The sequence below is a fragment of the Parapedobacter sp. GCM10030251 genome, from assembly GCF_042666505.1.
In the GTDB taxonomy this organism is placed as follows: Bacteria; Bacteroidota; Bacteroidia; order Sphingobacteriales; family Sphingobacteriaceae; genus Parapedobacter.
Window position 1 is genome coordinate 954,097 of sequence record NZ_JBHTDN010000001.1, and the last position, 16,345, is coordinate 970,441.

The 16,345-nt window shown below is 47.1% G+C and carries 12 protein-coding genes and 1 pseudogene; 4 read left to right on the plus strand and 9 right to left on the minus strand.

What is annotated here, in order from left to right; genetic code table 11:
• The first annotated feature begins 79 nt into the window (after positions 1-79).
• Positions 80-589, plus strand: a complete 510-nt coding sequence (locus ACFQRK_RS04220) for a hypothetical protein (RefSeq protein ID WP_379003964.1) — start codon at positions 80-82, stop codon at positions 587-589.
• 184 nt (positions 590-773) lie between these two features.
• Here ACFQRK_RS04220 and ACFQRK_RS04225 read toward each other — a convergent pair.
• From ACFQRK_RS04225 to ACFQRK_RS04245, 5 genes and pseudogenes are all read right to left on the minus strand, one after another.
• Positions 774-863, minus strand: a pseudogene (locus tag ACFQRK_RS04225) (transposase); the annotation flags it as partial.
• 276 nt (positions 864-1,139) lie between these two features.
• Positions 1,140-2,390 carry a hypothetical protein gene (locus tag ACFQRK_RS04230; protein ID WP_379003966.1) on the minus strand — a complete coding sequence of 417 codons (1,251 nt, stop codon included), beginning with the start codon at positions 2,388-2,390 and terminating at the stop codon, positions 1,140-1,142.
• Positions 2,378-4,660 (minus strand): Piwi domain-containing protein, encoded by a 2,283-nt coding sequence (locus ACFQRK_RS04235; protein ID WP_379003968.1) that lies wholly within the window; start codon positions 4,658-4,660, stop codon positions 2,378-2,380. The genes ACFQRK_RS04230 and ACFQRK_RS04235 overlap by 13 nt, the downstream gene beginning before the upstream one ends.
• 61 nt (positions 4,661-4,721) lie before the next feature.
• Entirely contained in the window at positions 4,722-5,651 is a 930-nt protein-coding gene (locus tag ACFQRK_RS04240; protein ID WP_379003970.1) for a hypothetical protein, read from the minus strand.
• A gap of 97 nt (positions 5,652-5,748) precedes the next feature.
• Positions 5,749-6,324: a hypothetical protein gene (locus ACFQRK_RS04245; protein WP_379003972.1), complete on the minus strand. Its 576-nt coding sequence runs from the start codon at positions 6,322-6,324 to the stop codon at positions 5,749-5,751.
• A 1,119-nt stretch (positions 6,325-7,443) separates the two neighbouring features.
• Between ACFQRK_RS04245 and ACFQRK_RS04250 the strand changes: the two genes are divergently transcribed.
• From ACFQRK_RS04250 to ACFQRK_RS04260, 3 genes are read left to right on the plus strand one after another with little or no spacing between them, the layout of a single operon-like run.
• Positions 7,444-8,937, plus strand: a complete 1,494-nt coding sequence (locus ACFQRK_RS04250; protein WP_379003974.1) for a TlpA family protein disulfide reductase — start codon at positions 7,444-7,446, stop codon at positions 8,935-8,937.
• A 23-nt stretch (positions 8,938-8,960) separates the two neighbouring features.
• A complete protein-coding gene (locus tag ACFQRK_RS04255; RefSeq protein WP_379003976.1) occupies positions 8,961-12,140 on the plus strand; it encodes a SusC/RagA family TonB-linked outer membrane protein in 3,180 nt (1,059 codons plus the stop codon).
• A gap of 13 nt (positions 12,141-12,153) precedes the next feature.
• The gene (locus ACFQRK_RS04260) at positions 12,154-13,509 is read left to right on the plus strand and encodes a RagB/SusD family nutrient uptake outer membrane protein (RefSeq protein ID WP_379003978.1); all 1,356 of its coding nucleotides are present in this window, start codon (positions 12,154-12,156) and stop codon (positions 13,507-13,509) included.
• Positions 13,510-13,561: 52 nt separating this feature from the next.
• Here the strand turns inward: ACFQRK_RS04260 and ACFQRK_RS04265 are convergent, their stop codons facing one another.
• From ACFQRK_RS04265 to ACFQRK_RS04280, 4 genes are all read right to left on the minus strand, one after another.
• Complete coding sequence (locus ACFQRK_RS04265; protein WP_379003980.1) at positions 13,562-13,906, minus strand: hypothetical protein; 345 nt, start codon at positions 13,904-13,906, stop codon at positions 13,562-13,564.
• A 71-nt stretch (positions 13,907-13,977) separates the two neighbouring features.
• Positions 13,978-14,418: a MauE/DoxX family redox-associated membrane protein gene (locus tag ACFQRK_RS04270; protein ID WP_379003982.1), complete on the minus strand. Its 441-nt coding sequence runs from the start codon at positions 14,416-14,418 to the stop codon at positions 13,978-13,980.
• On the minus strand, positions 14,415-14,876 hold the full coding sequence (locus ACFQRK_RS04275) for a hypothetical protein (RefSeq protein WP_379003984.1): 462 nt from the start codon (positions 14,874-14,876) through the stop codon (positions 14,415-14,417). Before ACFQRK_RS04275 ends, ACFQRK_RS04270 begins: the two co-directional genes overlap by 4 nt.
• Before the next feature lie 231 nt (positions 14,877-15,107).
• On the minus strand, positions 15,108-16,238 hold the full coding sequence (locus ACFQRK_RS04280; protein ID WP_379003986.1) for a hypothetical protein: 1,131 nt from the start codon (positions 16,236-16,238) through the stop codon (positions 15,108-15,110).
• Positions 16,239-16,345: the final 107 nt, after the last annotated feature.

Sequence of the window (16,345 nt, forward strand, 5' to 3'; positions counted from 1 at the left end):
TTGTTACAGCAGAAAATGAAAAAAATCCGAAAAAGAGACAGAAGTTGATGGAAAAAGCATGTGACGCGATCCTCAAAATTTGGGCAAAAAGAGAAGACTTTCCTCGCGGGGCAAGGCCATTGAGCAAACTATCCGCCGCCGCAGAAGTCATCAGTTGCTCAAGCGAGTGGACAGCGACATACCGTACTGGGAAATCACACGCCAATATGATGACAATTCTCCCTGGGGTAGATTCGCTACCACAGTTAGAAACTCAACAGAGGATATATTCGCTTTGACCATTCTTTCGAGCATTGGTCATGGAATCTTGTCAAGGGAGCAAGAGTGGCTAAAATTTCCAAATTTTCTTTCGTCGGAGGAAAAGCAAATTTTAGAATACATCGATACCGTATTAAGTCACGGAGAAAACCCCATTCAAATTGTAATAGTGGATTCCTCAAAAAAGCCAAAGAAAAAAGATAAACCAAGTAAAACTGAAGAGGTCTTAAACAAAATAGAAACACTATTGCACAATCAGGTAAGCGACTTTGAAAAGCTTAAGATACACATTAATAAGAACACGGTAAAAAGCTCTAAGTCTCCAAAGTAAAAAATGGGTCAAAAGAAGAACTACATTGCCACCAGTGGGTTTCTGAACTTCTGGGCATTTCGGAAATTATGGACTTGCTTCTTAATAAACCTGCAAACACGAAAAGTAAGAATCGGGAGATATTGATCATACTCGTCAGACATTTATTCAATTACAAGATTATCACACGGATCCGCGAGGAAAAGATGCATAACTGCACATGGGTCTGCGGGAAAACCGACGCGATGGCCTCTGGGAATCCTTTCAGGCCATCGATGCAGGCTATCAGGATGTCCAGGAGATTAAAGTGAGCACTACATTCCAAAAAGATGGTAGTGTAGCGTGAATTAGTCACGACTTAATCTGACAGTTGCGATTAGAAAAGTAACTTCAAACGGGTTAAGTAATATGACAACATAACAAAAAATCGAAACAAGGTCTCTTCATCTATTGGCTTGTAGCATAAAAGAATTCGGTTACTCAAAGCCAACCAACTTTACCCAGCCTTATGGATCCGGTTACACACGAATATGTTCGATTAAAAAAACAGGGTAATAAATGGTCGCCTATATTAGATCATTCCTTTTTTAGTAGCTTTGAGATTCGCCGGATTTCTGTTAATGACTCCTGGACGAGCCATGACAACTACATCTGAAATGTTATTGAGACTGCACGCACCGATCTTGAATTTACCGTGCTCGTGAGTTCTATTACTATCATCCCAAAGAAAAACTAACATTTGATTGTATTTGTCTTTGTATACGCTTTCCTTCTTAAAGTAGAGTGCTGCGTCGGAAGCAATTTCCTCCAGTATTTTTTGGAAACTTTTTCCTTGCCGCAGGTACTTTACTTCAATAATCAGATTTACCGATGGTAAGCCAATATCTGCACGGGGGTTAAGTTGGCCGGTAGTTTCCAAATAGAATTCGTCCTCAAGGTCAGGAAATAAAGGCGCGAGGATGAAGTACAAAAGGCTTTGTACATGATATTCATTTTGTACGTCCCACTTTTGTGGGACGCTGGTTTTAGTTTTAGCTGAATCTTCCCATACCCAGCGCCGGAAGGCGGGGGTAAGGTTGGAAAGAACTTGAACTATCTGCGGGATTGTTGGCATATTGATTGATATCGTAGGCAAATGGTTCGTTAAATAATTAATGGACTGCAACCGTGCTGCTGTGAGTGCAATATCGCCTCCTTCTCTAATCGCTCCATTACATACTGCTTGGTATATTCGGTCAGAGCTAGTAGGCGAGAAACAGTCTATCCCCCGTGAATACAAAGCCAGTTCCATTTCCAACGCATGTACGTGATCAACAGCTATAACTGTATCATCCTCCAAAACGAATAATGCGGCTGCCATCAGCGATTGTTTCCAAGGCGGTAAAGTTCCAACAGAATTTGGGACAAATGATCGCATCCATTTGGCAATATCTTTTTTCGTCTGGCCACCTGTATGCCTTGCACCTAAAGCTAAGCCAAATAAGGCGATAGCGTCATTGTAGAAGGCAGCCGGCCCAACTCCAACAATCATAGGCGACCTGCTCGCTGTCCTTTGCAAGCCATCAATTAGGGTGGGTAACAGGTCCGAATTATGCTCTGAATCTATCTCCAACAAAAAGGCGATCTGTGCTACATGGCTATAGTTATTTACAGCTGGGTTTAACGGCAAAACAGGCATCTGTTGCGATCTTGAAGCCGGGTATAACCAAGCGCTAAAAGCATATTCGATCGTATCGGCTGAGATCTGTCTGATCTTTGCTGATAGTGCGGCAAAAACATCTTGCAGTAGCAGACCTGCGGGGTTTGATTTTAAAGAAACCATCTTGTTGTACCGATTTTATTGTAAATCGCATCCGGGTTCCAGTTAGGCGTTCCGGACAATTGACTTAGCATTTGTGCCATTAATTGTGAGTAATAGATTGAAACTGGCATTGGTGCGGGCTGGTAGCTTCGCCATGAATGGGCCCCGAACTTGATCACTTGCTTGGATAAATAAGCCATATCCTTAAATGTCGAATCCCGGTGAAGGATCAGTTGTACGGGTTGAGGAATACCATCACTCGTCTTTTTCAATTCCACGGCACCAGTCAGCGAGGCCAGAGCGACGTGTTCTGATAATTGTAGATAGTTGGTACGTTCAGGTGCATAAATGCCTTTACCAAAAGAACCCGGTTGAGCCGTATCAAATAATATATATGGGCTATTAGGTGCCACATGAACAAAAGCAAATTCAACGTTAAAATCGCCGAGTTCGGACATTACCTGCTTGACCGCATCTGCCTCTGCATCTTTAAAGGTTTTAAAAGCATGAAAGATTAGCCTTACCGTATCTTTGGGGCGCCAAGCGAAATCAGTTTTAACTCGATCCATTGTTGTGCGCAGGTTTTGCAATAGCGTCTCGAAGTATTCGTCTGCAGTAACAGCAGATGAAATATTGTTCACATAATAACGGCCATCACCTGTAAATACAGTGGTAATGCCGACCATCCGCTCTTTGGCGCTTAGACGGCTAGTGTGTATCATAGCACTACCGATGCCGAAAACCACTTCATGACCAATGGTCGAGTCGGCGGTCAGTAACCAAGGTACGCCGCCAAGTTTGGCATAGGTGGCCAAAGCCATATTATTCAGACTCCATACGATTCGGGCGTCAGGTTGGCCAAGATTTTCCATAGTAAATTCCTGTACCGGTATTTGTTGGCCGACAAAGCGAGCTTTGGCTGCTAGATAAGGGTTGTTTGAAGCCACACGGCTACGGAAGCCGTCGTCAATCTGTATCAGCGCAAGATCGAATGTGCGAGTACTACCGTTAGATTGCAGCGCGGCCGTAATTGCCCTGTTGTAAGACGTGATACTGTCATCTTCGGCTGTAAAAAAATCTATATAGCAATCCTGCAACCGAAACTTGTTTTTTAATCCAGTGAATTCAAAGGTTTTTCTACCTTTTCCGTAGGCCACCGGCGGCATGCCATTCAGGAATTTATGCAAGATTTGTTCGACTTGTCCTTTTTTATTAGCCTGGAGCACAACACAAATGCGAGGTTTATTGGGACTAAATGTCTCCCGTGAATATGGGCCATATTGCTGTAAACCACCATCATTCCAAGTAGAAACCTTAGCGGCTCCTGGAGAAAAAACAAAAATCGGCTTTTCAGCTTTGTAGGTCTTTATGTGGTTGGTTTTTGCCTTATCATTGTCCAGAAAATTACCGATCTGAAATGGCACACCGTCTACCAGGCTTAGTTTAAAGGTCTGATAACTTGCCAAACCACGTTGAAGCTTTTCGAATTTTTTATTGCCCACGTGATACTGAGCAAGTTTCGTGTCAATATTGGATAATATCTGCGATGCATCCGAGCCATATATTACCCTGATGCAATTGTCTAGATGGTCCTCGCGGGGTTCCAAGTACATTTCGGTCGGATCAGCAAGCTCAAGTTCTCCAGGCCTTAAATCCTCAAGTTCCAACATTCCGTCGGTATTTACATTCACTACCCGGCCGACCGTAGAAAATCGTGGCTTTAATTCGGGGTTTCTGCCATAGTAGGGTTTTCCTACATATTGGTTGAGGATGGATACACCCTTCGTCATTAATTGCTGGCAGGTCAAAGAGATTCTTGTCGAAGTACTAATGTTGATCGTTATAGAAACGAATGGTGCCTTTTCCAAAGGATCAATGACACGAAATTCGACCTCCCATTTCACAAATACACCTAGCCCTTTTGCCAGCGAATAGCCTTGAGGCATACAATCTTCTAATAAATTCTTTTTAGTGATAAGATAGCTGAGCGGCGTAATACTTGATACCCATAGGTTTCGCTTAAACAATTCGCGGTAAAATGCGTGATTTGCAAGGGAACGGGTTAGTGAAAGATCCTTTTTAAGATCAACCTGCTCACGTATGCCACCTAGCGGAGGCAACCCCTTCTTTAAAGGAACCGCCAATATAGAGTCGCCGGTACGCTTGATCATGTGAGTATAGCGACAATCGTTTCGTAATTGTTCGAGCCTTTCATCGTTAAACGGAAACTTTTCAAGATCTATGACGACATCGTCAAATATGATTGGTGCAGTATTTAGTAAAAGTGGCATATTAAATTTGAAAACTTTACAATATTATAGAATAGAGATGTGAGAATTTAAACCCTTGTGATTATGCTATCACCATATCATCAAACACTTCAAATTCGTTGAGGCCATTCGTTGTGCTCATACCCCAATGCGCCTGAGTCGATATTTTTGCGGCCTTTACGTCCTTGCCCGTTATGGGATGTTTTATTTTATATCTGTCGATAACTAAGCAAGCCACCACTCCCCAAACGGGTAATTGGCTTTGTGCGTCTAAATGCACGTCTGTAAAAGCGGTCCAGCTATCATGGAAAATGTGCCGCTTGGCTTCGGTATTTGTAAAAACACATTCAACGAGGGTCGGATTATCACTACTTAAAAAACGTTCTATTGTTACTTTGAAGAAAGCGGTCTTGTCGCTCGTTTCTTTTGCAAATACGTCCCAACTGTTGAATTTGTCCCTAAGTTTGATCAGTCTAGGCGCCTTTTTCTTTGCAGTATACGACTGTAGGGCTTCGGCCAAGAATATTGGTCTTATCGGTTCTCTGAAATGCCGTTCGCAATCCTTGAAAATTGTCAAAGCGGTTTTGGGGAAGTAGAAGTAATTGCCCTCATACTTTTCGTCTACCCAAGCTTGGATCTGTTCGCTGGTAATGGAACTGGCGGAGGGTAGCAATAAGTCTTTAGGCTCTTCGCCAAAAGAGACTAGGAATTCCCATTTTCCGTTGTCGACTTTCTTCTCTGCGCGATAAAATTTCTTGTCCGCCTCGTCGACAGCCTGTAGTATCTGTATTGCGTAGCTAGGCCGCTGATTAACATTGGGTACAATGGTTTGAATACCGCTGCCAAGAATTTGCCGGAATTGATTGGTTGCGGCAACTGAATAGGTTAATTTTTTGTTTGGATCTTCTGCATCTCGAATATACAAATCGCGTTGGCCTAAAAGAAAAGCAAGCTCAAATTGGTTATATCCTTTTTCGTGCCGAAGTATTAACACATTCAGCATTTTTTCCAATTCGATCTGCGGCATGGCTTTGATATCTAATTCCGTGAATAGCAGATTAAGTTTCATTGACAGCGGTCATGGTTATTCCCCAATAACCGCAAATATACTAATTCTTTTTTTGCTTCTTGGCTAGGATATAGGTGTTGAGCCCGTCTTTTAATACGATTTCAAGCTTCTTGTTTCCCGCTTTTGTGGCTCTATCTAACTGCTGAGTGAAATCATTTGATGTCCAATTTTGGTTTTGAATGCTATTGCATTTTTCTACGATTTCATTTAACATACGCGCTTTCTTGAAAAAGTTGCTTGATTCAATTAGTGCATTGAGTGTGACAGAAGGTCCGGAACCGGGAGGTATGGGGTCAATTTGCTTGATAACCTTTTCGTCGCTCAGAATCTCGGCGGGATAAAAGTCATAAATGGTATAATCTCTTTTTCCTTTGATTTCAAGCTCGCTTTCTGGAAGGCTTTTGACTTTATCACTGATGTATTTGGCGATATCTGTGAGAACAGTATCATCGTAACCCCCTGCAACTTGTTCGTTTTCCATAGTGCCAATATAGTTTATACTCTTGCCGATACCAATAGCAAGATTTTGCGCGGAAATGCCATAGTGAAGTCTGATGCGTCTCACGGCGATTAAACTATAAAGTTGAATAGGAGATATTAGAATTGCTGTTGCCATGTGGCAAGCTGGCAAAACGAATTTCAAATGACATTTATAATAAAAAATTTGCTTTTTTAATCATTGTTTTCTACCTTTGATTTGGATAGGAAATAATAGTTGTTTCCTATAGAACTTAGGTGTTTTAACTAAGAGTCTTGCGCCTGTATTTTCTGACGCCACGCCGCAAGACAGCAGATTAAACACCCACGTCTATACTTATTGTGCTATCTTTGCCTTTAAGGTAGATGTGGGCCTGCTGTAATCCCGTGGTGTGTAAGGCGTCAGAAACTTTATTGCAGGTACGGTTTGCAGGCCCACATGTATCAATTGGGAGCACACCAATAAGACTCGTTACTAACCATAACGGGTAATGAAACCACAGCAAAACTCAATCGGAATTGAATCCGTCTCCACTGTCCATACTAAAAGGGGAGATGGTGGTTTTGTGGTATCCCAACCGTGGATAATCTCCACGTCAAACCTCCAAAAAAATGTAGTCAAAAGCCCGGTTTGACTTCGTGTAGAAACCTGAATTAATCCATTTTCCTTACACCTAAAATCAAATATTAGATGAAGCAATTTTTACGCTTAGTGGGCTTGTATTGCCTAAAGCGAACACAAGCAATTGACCATATACACCAGAAATATATACCGGATAATCGGACTATTTGCGCAGGAAACTCGCGAGCACATACGGCTTTTCTTCGTACTTTCTTCTCCCTTTCTCCTGACATCTACTATAAATTCACTAAGGCATATCTATCCCGTACCTATCAAAACCTTAGTCAAAATTCGGACACAGGTTACTCGTGGCTTAGGAGATGGCAGAACAACCGCAGGAAAAAGGCAGGAATTAGTGGGCTTGATCTATCGAAAGCAGGGGCAGTCCCGTGCTCCAGCCCACCTTCCCTTACCCTTCCTTCGGGCCCCATCCCCATATGTCCCGCATATATCTCGGTAAAAAGCCCGAAAAGCGGCACTTTAGCGAAGGGTAAGCGGCTACATAGCGAGAGAAAGGCATATAGGGAAAGATATGGAATGGAGCATGGATCGCTACGGGGTCATACAGGAGACCGTCTGGAACCCGCTTCGGAGCTCAATGCTAACTCAGTGCATACTCGTTGTTTACTCAATCGCATGGGAGCAGACCAAGGTGGCATCCTGTATGCATCAAGTAAGCATGGAGTATGCACCGAGCTCCCCGGCCATCCCGGCGAAAGCTCCGGCAAGGGCGGGGAAATGCCCACTACCACCAAAAGAAATTTTGAAGAATCATGTGTTTGGACCCATGCGAAGGCTCCAGCCCGTAGCGGGCTGGGCCTCGCTTTGGGATTGACACTGTTTCTTCTATTGGGGATGGGCACAGGTGTGCATGCTCAGACAAATACACAGAACGGAACGTTAACGGATAACGTCAGACCCTTACAAATCGGAGACACAATCCCTGACGCGTTATGGAATCAGCCATTGCAGGTAGTAAACCACCCCGAGGGCAAGGAAACCATTACACTCAACGATTACCGTGGCAAATTGATCATACTGGATTTCTGGGCAACTTGGTGCGCTCCTTGCATCGCCGCCATGGATAAGATGGATTCATTGCAACAGAAATTCGACGGGGAGGTATTGGTTTTGCCGGTAACCTATGAGCCGGAAGCCAAAATTAAGCAGACATTTACCAAGCACCGGTGGCAATTGCCCTCGGTGGTAAACGATGTGGTGCTCAAGCAATTCTTTCCGCATAAAACCATACCGCACCATGTGTGGATACATCAAGGCCGGGTAACGGGATCGACGTACCCCGAATATGCAACAGCTGAAAATATCCGCTCCCTGATCGGCAACCAACCAGTGCAATTTCTTACAAAGGATGAGGATTTGCTAAGTACTGACGACGCAGTAGACGTAAACCCCTTGTATCATTCATCCATAAGCAAACGTATAGAAGGTAGGTATGCGGGGTTTACCAAACGGGACAACGAATTAGCTGCATATAACCTGGATATTGAAAGCCTATTCCGTAGCGCGTACTTCGAACAAATCCCGTATAGCGGGTGGGTAAACCGGGTGTTGGTTGAAATTACGCCGGACATTAAGCCGTATTTTGAGCGTCCGGTATCTTCGCTGAACGGCCAATATACAAATGACAGCTTATTGCTCGACTGGCGCAGGGAAAATACATACTGTTACCAGCTAAGAATAGCTGCGTCCGGAGGAAAGAGTAGGCTTGCCAAAATCATGCAAGCCGATCTCAACAACTTTTTCGGTATGTACCTGGGTGTAAAAGCCAGTATGCAGCGAAGAGTTATTCCCTGTCTGGTGTTACGCAGCGTTAAGGACGGACGGTCACTCAACTTAACGAGCAAACAGTACCCAAAGGTGGAATCAGCGGATGACGGCGTTCTATTCGAACATGGATCCATAGGCGATTTCGTAGAGCGTCTGGGAACGATCAATCGCAAGCTGGAAACACCCATCGTTGACGGGACGGGTTACACAGGAGCACTTACACTCAAGCTTCATGGTAACCTGAGAGACATCGCAAACTTAAACAGGGAATTGGCACGCTATGGGCTGACACTCCATACCGAACGGCACGAAGTGGATGTGCTGGTCATTACAAACCTTTAACCATTAAACCCAACCGACTTATCATGAAATTAGTTTTACTCTTGCTCTTATTGGGCATTTCAAGTCAAACCATCGGGCAGGCTAGGCTGTCTGGAACCGTTACAGATGCCCGTACCGGCGAAACGCTGGCCGGAACAACGGTAGTGAATACAAGGACAGATAGAAGGGCTGTAACCAATAACCTCGGCAGGTTCAGTATCCCGATGCCAATGAATACCGACAGCCTTGCCGTATCTTCCGTTGGATATGTTACGCGCTATGTGAGTGGCCCCTTCTCCGCAACGGTTCCGCTTACTTTGACATTACAACCTGCTACGACTGCGCTGGATGAAGTCGTTGTATCAACCGGCTATTACGAAGTGCCGATTGAGCGGGCCACGGGCTCGTTCACACACCTTGACAATGCATTGCTGAATCGCGGTCCCAGTACGGATATATTGAGCCGCCTTGATGGCATCACCAATGGCTATCAGGTAGACCGCCGCCTGGAAGGGACAATAGGTTATACCCCTCAGATACGGTTGCGGGGTATCAGTACATTGAATTCCAGTACCGATCCATTGATCGTCGTGGACAATTTTCCGTATGAGGGAGATATAGCGAATATCAATCCGAATGACGTGGAAAACGTCACCGTGCTGAAAGACGCTGCTGCCGCTTCTATATGGGGATCGAGGGCCGGTAATGGGGTTATCGTAATCACGACCAAAAAAGGAGCGTTGAACCGGCCGATACAGATTGGCCTGAACAGCAACGTCACGGCTGTCGAAAAGCCGGATGTCTTTTACAGCCCCGCGTATATTCCATCACGGGATTTTCTCAACCTGGAGCGGGAATGGTTCGATAACGGATTGCCCGTTGAAAACGTGTGGACACCCCTGTCTCCGGCAACAGAGATATTCATCAGGCAACGGGACGGTTTGATAACCGGAGATGAAGCAACCCGGCAATTGGCGGATCTTTCACGTCAGGATGTCCGACGTGACATCGATCGTTACTATTACCGCACGGGTCTCAACCAGCAGTACGCCCTGAACCTTAGCGGAGGGACACCAAAGCTTTCCTACTACATCTCGGGTGGTATCGATCAAAACCGGTCTACCAGCGTGGGAGATAGGATGCGGCGTGTTACGATAAATTCCAATACGATTTATCGTCCCATCGAAAGGCTGTCGTTCAAGCTGGGATTGGCCTACTCTGAAAACGCTACGGAAAGTACGCTGTCTGCTCCCTCGGATCTGCGGATGGCACAGCGCGGCATCGCGCCTTATCTCCGCTTATCCGATGACGAGGGGCGATCATTGCCGATCACCAAGGATTACCGGCTTTCATACGTCGCCGATGCAGAAGGACAGGGGCTGCTCAATTGGGATTACATACCGCTGGATGAATTCGACCGCTCTCAGAGCAGAGGTGTGTCCGCTGAAGTGCGCATGGATGCGGCTGTTCAATATACGCTGACGAAGGGGCTTTCGGCTGATGTGAAATACCAATACCAGCGCATAACCGGCGACAGCAGAAGTCTCCGCGGACGGGAAAGCTATTACGTGCGCGATCTGGTAAACCGTTATACACAGGCAGATGGCGCACGGGTTTTCCCCGAGGGAAGTGTGCTGGCACTGGATAACAGTACCCAAATCGCCCATTCGGGCCGGGCACAGCTTAATTACAACCGTGAATGGGAGAGGCTGCACCGGCTAACCGCACTGGCGGGTACCGAATGGCGGCAGATACAGAGCCGGGGGAAGGGTTTTTCGTTCTTTGGCTACGATGACGATGTGCTTACGTATTACGACCAGTACGATTTTCTGGAGCGTTATCCCATACGCCCGCAGGGAACCGCATACATGCAAAAGCCGATGTCGTCACTGAGTGATTTTCTGGATCGTTTCGTTTCGTACTACGGCAACGCCGCCTACACATACCGAGATAGCTATACGCTTTCGGGGAGCGTACGGTGGGACGCATCCAACCTTTTCGGCGTGAAGACCAACCAACAGGGAGTGCCGCTTTGGTCGGTAGGTGGCAGCTGGGTGCTTACCAATGATGCGCTGCGCCAGATTTCCTGGCTTCCGTATCTGCGGATGCGTGCTACTTATGGCTATAATGGCAATGTCAACAAATCCGTTACCGCTTATACCACTGCACGGTACCTACTGGATCCTGCAACGGGCGGCCAACGGGCCAGTATTCAAAGTCCGGGCAATCCGCAGTTGAAGTGGGAGGAAGTGGAAACGTTTAATCTGGGGTTGGATATCGGCCTGTTCAACAACCGCCTAAGGGGGAGCGTGGAATATTATCGTAAAAATGGCCGTGACTTATTGGCCGATATCGAGTTGCCGCCGAGCACGGGGTTTCTGGGAAATTACCTGGTAAATTACGCGGATATCAGGACTTCCGGAATTGACATTGAATTGAATACGCAGAACTTGAACCGGGAGGTTCGATGGCAGACGACGTTGCTTGTCAATTACGCATACGACCGGGTGACGGGCTTTTCGCTCGACCCGAACTCCACCGGTACGGTGATCAATTTCGCGTCGGGCAACAACATCACACCATTGGTGGGTAAGCCGCGCTACATGTTGATGAGCCTTCCCTGGCATGGACTCGATCCCGAGACGGGAGATCCTTGGGTGATGGAGAATGGGAGCCTGATAAAAAACTATGCAGCATACCAGCGTTCGCTAACGGTGGATAGCCTCACCTATCAGGGGCCCGCGGTGGCTCCTTGGTACGGTTCCATCCGAAATCAGTTTGCATGGCGTGGTATTACACTCGGGTTTAACATTACGTGGAAAGCGGGGTACTACTTCCGGCGCAGCACGGTAATGTATACGCAATTACAAAATCAATGGGCATTGCATAGGGACTACCTCGATAGATGGCAGCAGCCGGGTGATGAACGTGATACGCAGATTCCCTCAATGCCTACGACGGTGAACGGTGCAAGGGATAACGTTTATGCATTCTCGGACCAATTGGTTGAACGGGGAGACTTTATCCGGCTGCAAGACGTAAATGTGGCATATGAAGTACCGTCAAGCGCGCGGATGCCATTCAGGAGTCTGCGCATTTATGGCTATTGGCGCAGCCCGATCATCCTTTGGCGTGCCACGGAAAGCGGCCTCGATCCGGAACGTCAGCGCGCGGAGTTCCCGTTGCCTGGGAGTTTTTCTGTGGGAATCAATGTTGGATTTTGATAAAAGGAAAATCATGCAAAAATACATATATCTTTTTTTAAGTGCCGCGATAATGCTGGGAGGTTCCTGCCATAAAGAATGGCTGGACATAAAACGCGACAAGAAGCAAGTGGTGCCAAGTTCATTGAAAGACTTGGAGGCATTGATCGGAAACTCGGAAGTGATGACGGAAAGCATGCCCTATCTGGGGGAGTTCGGTTCGGCAGACTTTTACTTGGAAGAAAGCCGTGTAACCGCGCTGAATGAATTGCTGCGTCCGACATATCTATGGACCGATGATCCGTATGGAGATATGAACGTGCCCGACTGGGATAACCGTCACGAGCAGATATATTACGCCAATACTGTGCTGGCAGGGCTCGACCGGTTGTCAGACAAATCGCATACCGCGCAATGGCAGGAGCTTCGGGGTAGTGCCCTGTTTTATCGGGCTTGGGCGGTTTACCAATTGGCCCAGCTTTTCTGCAAGCCCTATGATCCGGCAACGGCCAATGCAGATCCTGGGATACCCTTCCTGCGCGAAGCCGATGTCAATCTGAGGGCAAAGCGGGGTACTGTTCAGCAGACTTATGACCAGATTGTCCGTGACCTGGAGGAAGCACTTCCGTTGCTGGTCGACCGCCCGGTGGTAAAAACAAGGCCGGGGAAAGCGGCCGTGTATGGTTTGCTGGCGCGCGTGATGCTGGTGACTGCCCGTTACGAAGAAGCGCTTTCCTACGCAGAACAGGCGTTGGCCGTAGACGATACGCTGATCGATTATAATGATCTGGATACGCTGGCTACTGCTCCCTTTGAACGATTCAATGCGGAAGTGGTATTCCGCAGTACCATGAGTTCAAATGCCCGTCTTCGCGTTCCCTATTTTAACCTCGATCCTGATTTTTACGCCTCTTTTGAAGCATACGATCTCCGTAGGCGCTTGTTTTTCAATGAAGTGAATTCGCAGATTGGATTTAAAGGTTCATACGATGGTGGAACGACATTCTTTACCGGCATTGCCGTTGATGAATTGTACCTGATCGTGGCGGAATGCCGGGCGCGCATCGGAAAGCCCGATGAGGCGGTAAGTGCACTGAATCATCTATTGGAGCATCGTTACAAAAAGGACCATTTCGTTCCCTATGAGACGATGCCTGAGGAAGAACTACTGAAACTCATTATCGACGAGAGAAGGAAGGAATTGTGTTTCAGGGGACTTCGGTGGACAGATATCCGCCGATTAAACATCGATCCGAAGCAGGCGATTAAACTCAGCCGTACTGTGGCGGGCCAGGTGTATGGGCTTTCTGCAGAAAATCCGAATTATGTACTGTTTATTCCTGAAAAAGAGGTGCTGCTGAACCCAATGGAGCAGAACCTTCGGTATTAAAAAAGGGGAGGCTTTTGGCCTCCCCGTCTTCTGTGTAAGATTGAAATCAACACTATGGCTCTGGTTTATAGCGTTGATCCTCACTTACGCTTTCAGCTGTCTGACCGGTACCGATGATCGGCTGCGGATTACTGGGATTGCTGAAATCCACATCTGAGGGGTCGTATCCCAACGCACACATGCGATCGTCCTCATTGGGATCTTCACAACCCTCCGCCTGAAGCTCCTCGGTAGTAGTTCCGATGTAAGCCCCAAGTGTTGCATTCTGATCGTCGTATGCGAACCAGTGCAACCCGGTATCGTCATTTGCTGGTTTGAAAGCAAATGCGGCCAGTAAAGCCAGCGCGTAAGCGCCATGTACAAGGTTCAATTTGAACCGTTTAAATAAAAGTACCATGATAAAAAATTAAGTGAAAAATTAAGTTTGTTGCATGCGCATACAGCCCACTGTGGACCGTTATGCCGATATCAGTTCAGTTCCTGAAAATTACCTCCTTTCTGACAGTGAAAAAGTAAGCCGGTGAAAGCTAGTAACGTGGTGGCAATGTTGAAGATCAGATGTGTCCGCCAATCCATCAGGGTACCCAGTAAACCACCACAGGTGCAAGGGACATCTCCCAAGCGCCCGGTCATGCCCATCCAAACGTATAGTGTGAAGACAAGCATAAGTCCCGATGCGGCAGCAAGGCCGATCCCACGGTAGCGCGGTTTTAAAAGCAAATAGCATACAATCAATTCCGACGTGGGCAATACGACCAATAATACCGAAGCCATCCAGTCTGGAAATGGCTGACGACGCAGTTGGGCGAGAAATACGTGCAATCCCAGGGTTTTACTGGCAGCGGCATAGAACAGTACGAATCCTACCGAAGCCGCCATAACTTCTGAAATCCGTTTCCGTGTATTCATGAGCGTTTCCATATTCCTTGTTTCTTCTTGATGGTATGCATCCGTTCGGCAACCAACCGTTCGATGTTGGTTAGCCTGCTGATTTGCTGTTTCTGCGATTCGGTAGCGGTATAAAACCAGAACAGGCTGTCCAGCCAGGCGATGCTGTCCGGATCGGTCACCACCGAGCACTGACGATAGCCCATGGATTTGATGCCGAAGCGCCACTCCACGATGCCTGCGGTTTCCGACAGGTAGGCCACCCGTTTATCCTGGGGGTGGTTGTGGTACAGTTGGATGATGAAGGGCGAAGCGTAGGTATCGGCATAGACCACGTTGCCGAATCCATGCAGCCAGTCAAGCGCCAGTTGGCTGGTGTGCTCGCGGAATAGCCGCTGCCAGAAGGCTTGGATCATCGCCGGTGTGGTGGCGGAGCTGGGGTGTCTGGATTTTTCGAGCAATGTTTGAATCGTTTTCATATCATCCTCCATTTCGTTTTTAAGTGCATACGATGCTCTTTTTCTGTCGAAGATAGGATAGGGGAAACCCAGGCAGGGGGGCGGTCAGATGGCCTTAACGATACACTAAAATAGATTGGGGGGCGGCAGGAATTTTGGGGTGTGGGCTTGGCGACGCATGAAGGGCCAGTTTTGGGCGACCTAGGGGGCGGATTTACCGCCCCCCAAAAAGTTGAAGATTTCGAAAAAACGTTACTTTCCGCGACGACTGGAAAGCAGCAGCCTGAACAACTTAACAAGCGCTTCCCTTTTGTCGCTGAGTCGTTCTTCGACACGGTCGGCTGCGCTGTAATACTTTGCATTGTCTGACTTTCGGAGCGAATGTGCCGAAAGTTTTACCCCCTCCGGGCCACGGATAACTGCGGTATACGCTTCAGATGCTTCCTTTTTACTACTATAGGCAGCATACACGCCGGCTTCAAAATCCAGATTGAAATGCACATTTTGTTCATCCGGGGGAATATTGACGATCAATGTGCTAGCTTCTTGTACCTCTTCAAGCAGCTTTCGGTCTGTAAGCAGTTCCTTCCGTCGCTCCAAATAAGCCAACAGCTGCGCTTTCAGCGGCTTGCGCCACATCTGGTATCCCAACTCGGTTTGCTGGTCGATGTGTTCGATGTCGTTGATTAACTGGTAGATCAGTTCGAGGGCATCGATGGAGCTTTTACCATGCAAAGCTTGCACCGTTGTGCGCTCCCACCAATTGTACACGCCCATGTGGTTGTAATTGTACTGGATGAAGAACCGGAAGAGGCGCAGGTTCCAATCTTTCGGGAGCGTACTTTGGCTCAGCTCGGTAAGGACGGGCAGAAATTGCTGTAAGTATCGATAAGTGGCATAATTCAGGGTGCCAGTAGGCTGGCTGCAGATCAGGTGAAAGCCGTGTGTGATTTTATCGATGAGCACAGGGTTGACCTGCTTTTCGACCAACGCGGGTACGATGATGCGTTCCTGCCTGAGAAGTTCGTCGTTGAGTTGCCGTTCATACACCAGTGGCACGGATGTCTTCAGGTCTAAGGGTACCTGGAATTTCTGCTCGCAGAATTGCAGGGTTTCAAGGAGCCGTGCCAGCATCGGTGTAGGAGGTTCATCCAGGCTTGGCGGTGTATGCTGGTCGATGAGCTGCACCAGGTCGGCATGGAAATTTTGGGCATCCCATACGGCTACGCGATCGGGATTGCTTTTGAATGCCGTGTACACTTCGGTTTCAATATGGGTTAATTGCTGGTCGAAGTGCTTCCAGTCCGTTTCCGAGACCGCGGGATCCGAATCATTCAGAAGTGTATCAATTTGCTGTTTGATGGAAAGTAACTGTCTAATCATAATGGTCTGCTTTAGTATCTGGGGCAGGGCAATACGAATTACTCATTGCGATTTTATCGCAACTTGCTTTTAATCAGGTATTTATTTTAATTTTTTCTTGGTTTGTC

Bases quoted from the DNA above. Each gene is read 5' to 3' on its own strand.
- ACFQRK_RS04230 (WP_379003966.1), bottom strand. From the start codon at position 2,390: ATGGTTTCTTTAAAATCAAACCCCGCAGGTCTGCTACTGCAAGATGTT.
- ACFQRK_RS04235 (WP_379003968.1), bottom strand. From the start codon at position 4,660: ATGCCACTTTTACTAAATACTGCACCAATCATATTTGACGATGTCGTC.
- ACFQRK_RS04245 (WP_379003972.1), bottom strand. From the start codon at position 6,324: ATGGCAACAGCAATTCTAATATCTCCTATTCAACTTTATAGTTTAATC.
- ACFQRK_RS04250 (WP_379003974.1), top strand. From the start codon at position 7,444: ATGGGAGCAGACCAAGGTGGCATCCTGTATGCATCAAGTAAGCATGGA.
- ACFQRK_RS04255 (WP_379003976.1), top strand. From the start codon at position 8,961: ATGAAATTAGTTTTACTCTTGCTCTTATTGGGCATTTCAAGTCAAACC.
- ACFQRK_RS04260 (WP_379003978.1), top strand. From the start codon at position 12,154: ATGCAAAAATACATATATCTTTTTTTAAGTGCCGCGATAATGCTGGGA.
- ACFQRK_RS04265 (WP_379003980.1), bottom strand. From the start codon at position 13,906: ATGGTACTTTTATTTAAACGGTTCAAATTGAACCTTGTACATGGCGCT.
- ACFQRK_RS04270 (WP_379003982.1), bottom strand. From the start codon at position 14,418: ATGAATACACGGAAACGGATTTCAGAAGTTATGGCGGCTTCGGTAGGA.
- ACFQRK_RS04275 (WP_379003984.1), bottom strand. From the start codon at position 14,876: ATGAAAACGATTCAAACATTGCTCGAAAAATCCAGACACCCCAGCTCC.
- ACFQRK_RS04280 (WP_379003986.1), bottom strand. From the start codon at position 16,238: ATGATTAGACAGTTACTTTCCATCAAACAGCAAATTGATACACTTCTG.